4 protein-coding genes are annotated in these 6,535 nt (G+C 45.5%); all 4 read right to left on the bottom strand.

Annotated elements, in window-relative coordinates; genetic code table 11:
- Window positions 1–71 precede the first annotated feature (71 nt).
- Window positions 72–383: a rhodanese-like domain-containing protein gene (locus tag AC1DSE_RS27690; RefSeq protein ID WP_477512658.1), complete on the bottom strand. Its 312-nt coding sequence runs from the start codon at window positions 381–383 to the stop codon at window positions 72–74.
- 106 nt (window positions 384–489) lie between these two features.
- Complete coding sequence (locus AC1DSE_RS27695) at window positions 490–1,560, bottom strand: CHAP domain-containing protein (RefSeq protein WP_477512671.1); 1,071 nt, start codon at window positions 1,558–1,560, stop codon at window positions 490–492.
- A gap of 38 nt (window positions 1,561–1,598) precedes the next feature.
- Window positions 1,599–4,556 (bottom strand): VWA domain-containing protein, encoded by a 2,958-nt coding sequence (locus AC1DSE_RS27700; protein WP_477528526.1) that lies wholly within the window; start codon window positions 4,554–4,556, stop codon window positions 1,599–1,601.
- Window positions 4,540–6,535: vWA domain-containing protein (locus AC1DSE_RS27705; protein ID WP_477528527.1), on the bottom strand; the 1,996-nt coding region annotated here is incomplete at its 5' end. The genes AC1DSE_RS27705 and AC1DSE_RS27700, both read right to left, overlap by 17 nt.

The raw sequence follows: 6,535 nt of genomic DNA on the forward strand, positions 1-6,535 counted from the left end.
ATCTATTCCTGCATTCGAATATGCAAATAAAAAAAGCCCGCAATGGGCTTTTTTAGAAACCTATTATTCTATTATTCTCCAGTAGCTACTTCGCCTTGCCATTGAAGCATGCCGCCAGCTACGTTTACTACTTTATAACCTTGAGATTCGAGGTAATCACAAGCTTTCCCGCTGCGACCGCCGCTGCGGCAAATAATAAGGATCTCTTCTTCCCCTTGCTGAAACTCATCAATCCGCTCTTGGAGCGACGATAGCGGGATGCTGCGCGCTTCTTTAATATGGCCTTCTTGCCACTCCTCTGTTTCACGAACATCAACTAGATTTAAGGTTTTACCTTCCTTCAACTGGCTCTCTAACTCGGCTGTCGTAATCTCTGAGTACATGTTACCCATCCCTTCAAGCGTTGCATTTAAATTTTCATTTACAAGCATTGTAACGCTACGGCCAGCTCATGTCTATCTTGATTAACCCACTTAATTATTAATAGCATTAATTAATTGGAACATACTCGCCGCTCCATTCATATTGGTAGTCATTACTTATCCGTATGTACCCTAGTATAAAGCGTTGTCTTTCCCTGTAAAAAACATCTGAGTAGTTCTGATTGTCTCGATTACCCTCAGCTACGAGTAACTGAGTATCCTCGCAACTCAAAATGATGCCAATATGATCATGAGGCTCATCAGATAGCAGCTTATCGTAAATGACAATATCGCCTCGCTGAGGTGTAAATCCTTCCTGCCCATCCTTATAAAAAAATCCGATTTCAGGCAGTTGTGCCCATTCCAGCCAAGCAGCTACACCCGCAAAACGACAAACACCATTCGGGTAACGAATGGGGAGACGAAATCCTGCCAATTTGCAGCAATAATAAACAAATGCAGCGCACCAGCTATTTTTCAACACTTTATGGATATCAGAGTCCGGCCAATATCGGCATATTTCTCTATACCGTTCATCGCCAGGAACGCCAATAATATCTTTAGCCGCAAGCGACTCTGCGATGTCAGCAAGCAGCTCGCGCGTAGTTGAACGCTCATCCGTCCCGCCAGTATCACAGTTTATTAACGCTCCTACAAACTTGGCAGGAATCATAAGTTCATTTAATACCTTTTCAAGTCTACTTTTACCGTCCTGATCAAAACAATGATTTGGCTGGTGAAGATACAATTGCAATAAATAGGCGTCCTTTAAAATTTCTTCATAAGGCCATTGGCTTCTGCTTCTGTCTTCATAATAAAAGATCGCTCTAAGAATTGTATTTTGCTCTTCCTTCGTAAACAGATCCAAATCCCGAATAAAAGGTCGTACGGATTCTGCGCTGTTAAGACCAGAAAACTCACTAATACCGGTTTTGTAATCATAATATCGGTGAAGCAATGCTGCGATTGAAGCGAGCTCAGCATCCTGTCCTCTTTTCATTGCCAACATGGAGGCCAAGCTAGCAACGCCGAATAAATGAATAGACGCTTCTTGTTTTTTCACCTCATTATTGATCGATGAAATCAATTCTTGGACAAAAAAACGAATGCTTTCCATTCGATGTTCTTTTTTTATCATGTTCAAATGGGCACCTCCTCCGCATTAATAGTAGTATACTAACGCTTCTTTCTGTTTTTAGCTGCAAGTAGACGATTGATCGTGGCTCCGTTATCTGCTTTACCTTGCATATTAGCTCGACTCGAATCTAGTTCTCTTGCAACACTGGGATCATTTTCTTGCGTGCGCTCCACCTCTCTGGTTGGCACTTGTACGCTCGTGTTCCTTGCAATAGAAACATTCACTTTTTCCTCATCGTCTCGTTTGCCCGAAGCATCTCCCGATTGACCTTTTTCTTCACGATATCGTGGATGGTTATCTCCGCTATAAAAACGGACTGCTTCTGACTTTCTTTCCTTTAAGCGACTCACAGAGCTTGACGAATGGCCACTTAAGGCTCTTTCGTTATCTCGCTGGATTGATAACTTCGTTTTTCTAGTTTGGATAAGCAGCTGAAACCTACGTTTCCATGAAATAGACAATCTGCGAATGGCGATATCGAGCAGCCATAGCAGCAGTGCTGCCACGAGAAGGCCATGTGTCCAGTTATAAACTTGCCGTGTAAGAACAGGTTCAAATTGGAAGGCTTGCTTTGGGTCTGTTGGATCTAACATTCTTCCACTAGTTGTGGCGGCCACCTGTTCAAGCAGCTTTAAACCATCCTGATTTGCGATTCGATATTCTGGCGAATAAGGGATCACAAATCCTGCCGTATTCCCATTTTGAATAGACGAATGACTATCCCCTTGACCAATTTGCACCAAATAAACACCGGGTTCAGTAACTGCTAGCTTCGTTTCAAATTCACCAGGTGCCACTGGCATTAACCGCTTCCGTTCGCTTTCTCCCTCTTGATTCAGAATACCTGCAGAAAGCTTGCTGTCAGCCCCTGCTCCCTCTGCCTGTGAATGAACGGTTAACTTTGCTTCATTACCATCTACTTGTGCAGTAATGGAATAAGGAGCATGCTCAAACTGTGGAAACGTCCATTTTACCCAATCAACGAAAACTTTAGGAAGCTCTGCCCATTGCACCCATTGGCTTGACCATTTTCCGCTTAAATCACTAGTCCATGCAACCGTCCTTCCAGAACCATAAGACCAGCGTGCGAGGAGTGGATCGCCTTCAGGTGTCCATAATGCAATCTCAGCTGTTTCTTTCGGCGTAGTTGCTATATAGGCATGGATTGCAGGCAATCCATTGCGCCAAAGGGAAGACCACTCTCCTGCTTGACCGATACTTGGGGTGAAGGTTTGCTCCACGACGTACGTTCTAGACATCATCACGGTCTCTCGGCTAAAAATAGCGGGAAGCGTGCTTTCGTCTTTCGTAAAGTAATACCGTCCTTTGGCATTTTTGGCCAGCTGCTCAAGCAGATTTTGATCAGCGCCTTCTCCTACAGCAACTGTCGACAACGTCATATTTTTCTCATTCATTGCATCTGTAATCGTATTGTAGTTGGCATTCGTTGAAGATTGACCATCCGTCAGCAAAATCATGTGCTTGCGCTGTGCGTCAAGCTTATATAAACCTTCATAACCTTCATTCAGCGCTGAAAATATTTCGGTGCCTCCTTCAGGCTGAATGCTTTGGATTTGATCAAGGACAGCTTGGCGATCTGTAAGCTTCGTCGGCTTTACAACCCACCAAGGCGAAGAATCAAACGCAACTACTCCTACTGTATCTGTATCTCGCAGCAGCTCAATCGTTCGCATGGCAGCTTCTTTCGCAAGGTCAAGCTTGCCATCCGACATGCTTCCAGATCGATCAATGACGAGTACAAGTCCTAGCGATGGAATTTGTTTTCTTCCTTGCAAGTCCATATATACGGGTAACGCACGCTCAACTGGCGTTTTGAAATAACCGCCAAGCCCAAAGCTTTCGTCACCTCCGACCATCATCAAGCCTACCCCATAATCGCTAACGGCTTTTGCAATCCATTCCATAGGCTTCTCAGCTATACGCGCAGCGGATACATTATTCATAATAATGCTGTCATATGCTGCATATTGTGCTAGCTCGACCGACAATTGCTCTGGCATGATCGTCTCGTAACGGATGATGGAAGCTTGCAGTGCAGCTTCTATGTTAGCTGAGGAATCAGGGACGCCTTCCACAATTAATACATTTGGTGGACCACTTACCCGGCTAAAGGCATGTGCTGTATTATTTGCCGGCTGTTCATCGCCTGCCGTAAATATTTCAGCTCTAAAACGGTGAAAGCCCGGGTCCAGCGCAACGCTTTGCAGCGAATAACGATTTTCGCCTCTTTCAAGCTGGATATCCGAAACTGAGAGCTCAGTATCATCTGCATATAGTCGAAGCTGCGCCTGACCCGCAATTGTACTGTTAATGGCAATCTCAAAGGTAAAAGTCTCCCCTTGCTTAAGAGCTGCCGGTACATTCAGTTCTTCAATCGAGGTATCCGTTACAACCGAAGTGTTGATATGGACAACATCAACGGAAATACCTGCATTTTTGAGCATACGTGCTTGTCGAAGTACATCACCTGTATTTTCTGCACCATCAGAGAGCAGAACAATACGTCCTCCGCCTTCTTTTTGCASCATAGCTCCTGCTAACTGAAGCCCTTGTGACAGATCGGTATAGTTCCGATTGACATTCGCTTGGAAATTAAACTCGGTATCCCCTGCTAAGTCCTTATTCGTAACCGTCCGTTCAACTGCCGCATTCAACCCCGAAGAAATGATTCCTCCCCGATCAGCTTCTTCTTTAGCAGTCCACGCCTCATTTATCCACTGGCCTATACGTTTGTCGGCTCGCATGCTCTCTGACCTGTCAGCGACAAATACGAGGCTGCGCTGCTCTCGCTCAATAAACGGCTGGACTTGAGCTGCAATTGCAATCAGGAGTAACAGTATAATCGATCGTGTGGCAATAGACATTATTTTTCTGCGGCCGCGAAGTCGAAGGGTCATTTTGAACATCCAAACGATATATAAAAGCCAAGGAAGCAGCAATAGAAACGCGAGCGGGAACTCAGCCTGAAAGCCCACGGCGATACACCTCCCATTCAGCTGCCATTATGAAGAGCAATAAAATCACAATATACAATTGCAATGATATCTGCTGTTCATCTGTTGAACGATCTATGCCGGGAGCTGGAGTGAGCTCAGAGGTTGCGTTCGGCAAAAACACCTCTGCATCGGCTCCATTTTTCTGAAGCTCCTCATGATCAACCGTGACAGCGAGCATCCGACTGCTTACAGCCATTTGATCTATGTCGCTTTCTACGAGGCGGTATAACCCTGGAATGGAGGGTGCGATATATAATCCAGCTGAATCCAAATCAAGCTCTGCTGACTGACGAAGCAGCGCACGCTCAGCTCGAGAGTCTCCTCCTGTAAGCTCAACCGCTTCCCAAACCGCTTTAACCGTATTCGTATGTAGAGAAATTTCCATTAACTGCTCAGAAATGACAGAACCAAGCTCAAGGCGAGAACCGCCGCTCATCCACTGTGCAGCTTGAAGGATAAGAATCGGAAACTCTGGCCGGAGCGGCAAATCTGTATCTTGAAAATTAAAAGTAAAGCGAAGCTTCGCCTTGCCATTCTCCTTGCCTGCATAAATTGCTGGTATTCCGCCATAGCTAAGTACCGGCTCTCCCCATAAAAGCTCAGATGCATCAGGCTTCTCCAGTCGACCAATATGCGTATCAGCAAATGTGATATAAGTCGTAAGGGGATGCTCCTTCTTCTCTACTCTCGTGTTCGTTGGAATACTTGCTGTTTCATCCGATTGATCGGGATGATCGATCATCCATAGCGGCTTTGATTTAAGCAGCAGGGACCATTCAGAGTCGGCCAGCAGCCGTTCATTCATCCCATCTAAAATAATCCAATCCAGTCTATTAACCTGCTCACCTGTTGGAACGGCGCTGTCTGGACTTATTTTTACCGTTTGGACGCCTGCCAGCTGAAGTGCTTTCTCCAGAAACAAATTTCCTTCCGAAATGAGAAGTGCTTGCCTAGCACTTGGAATTGTCGGAAATTGAAATGCCGTGTTATCAATGACAACAGCATCCATGCGTTGTTCAATTCTGGCCTTGTAATAAAGGGCTGGAGGAAGATCGACGATCTCCACGCTTTCCCACTCGCCTGCTGGAACAATAACGGTTCGATTTGCAGCTAGAATCTGCTTTTTCACGTCACTCTCATCATTTGCAGCGAATACATCAAGGTTTACCGTCTGCTCCCGCTTGCTGTCATTTTTTATCGTAATCATACCCACACTTTTACCGCTATCGTTCGAATCTGCTTTGATGCCAAAATATAAAAGCGATACATTGCTGTCAGAGCTCGCTTGTCCTACGATTACACGCTCAACTTTTGCATGCAGGTTGAGCTTGTTGGCTTCTGCAGCATCTGACCACTGGCCATCTGTAAAAATTACGACCTCTCCATTTGAATCCTCTTGCAACAAAGAATCTGCTAACGAAAGGGCTGCGGTATGATCTGTTTTTCCATAAAAAGGTGTTATCGCTTGCAGTTGTCGTTTCATCTGCTCTTTGTTTCTTTGGCGATTCGTCAACACTTCAGGCTGCGCACCTGTGGCAACAATCGTAATCAATCGAGCATTTGATTGTTTGTCAAGCCAGATCTCTGCTGCTTCTATTGCTGATTCAAGGCTTGTCTTCGCAGTAAGATTGTTGTCTCCTGTTTTTGCCGACATGCTTGCAGAACGATCAATGAGGAGGACAGCATGACCAAATGGTGCTGCCTGCCTCATGACTATTGGCTCCATTAAAGCGAAAACGAGTATTAGAGCAACGAGCAGCTGCAAAATGAGAAGCCAGCGGCTGCGGAGCTTTTGCCATGGCCGATTCGCTTCCTGCTCCTGCAATACCCGTCTCCATAGCAGGTGACTAGCGATATGCTGGTTCTTATAGGTTCTCTTTAGGATATACATGGCAGCGATAGCTGGCAACGCAAATGCAAACCAAGCCGATGCCACGGACAAAAACTGCATCCAATAC

This window comes from Paenibacillus sp. 01L418 (assembly GCF_056400045.1).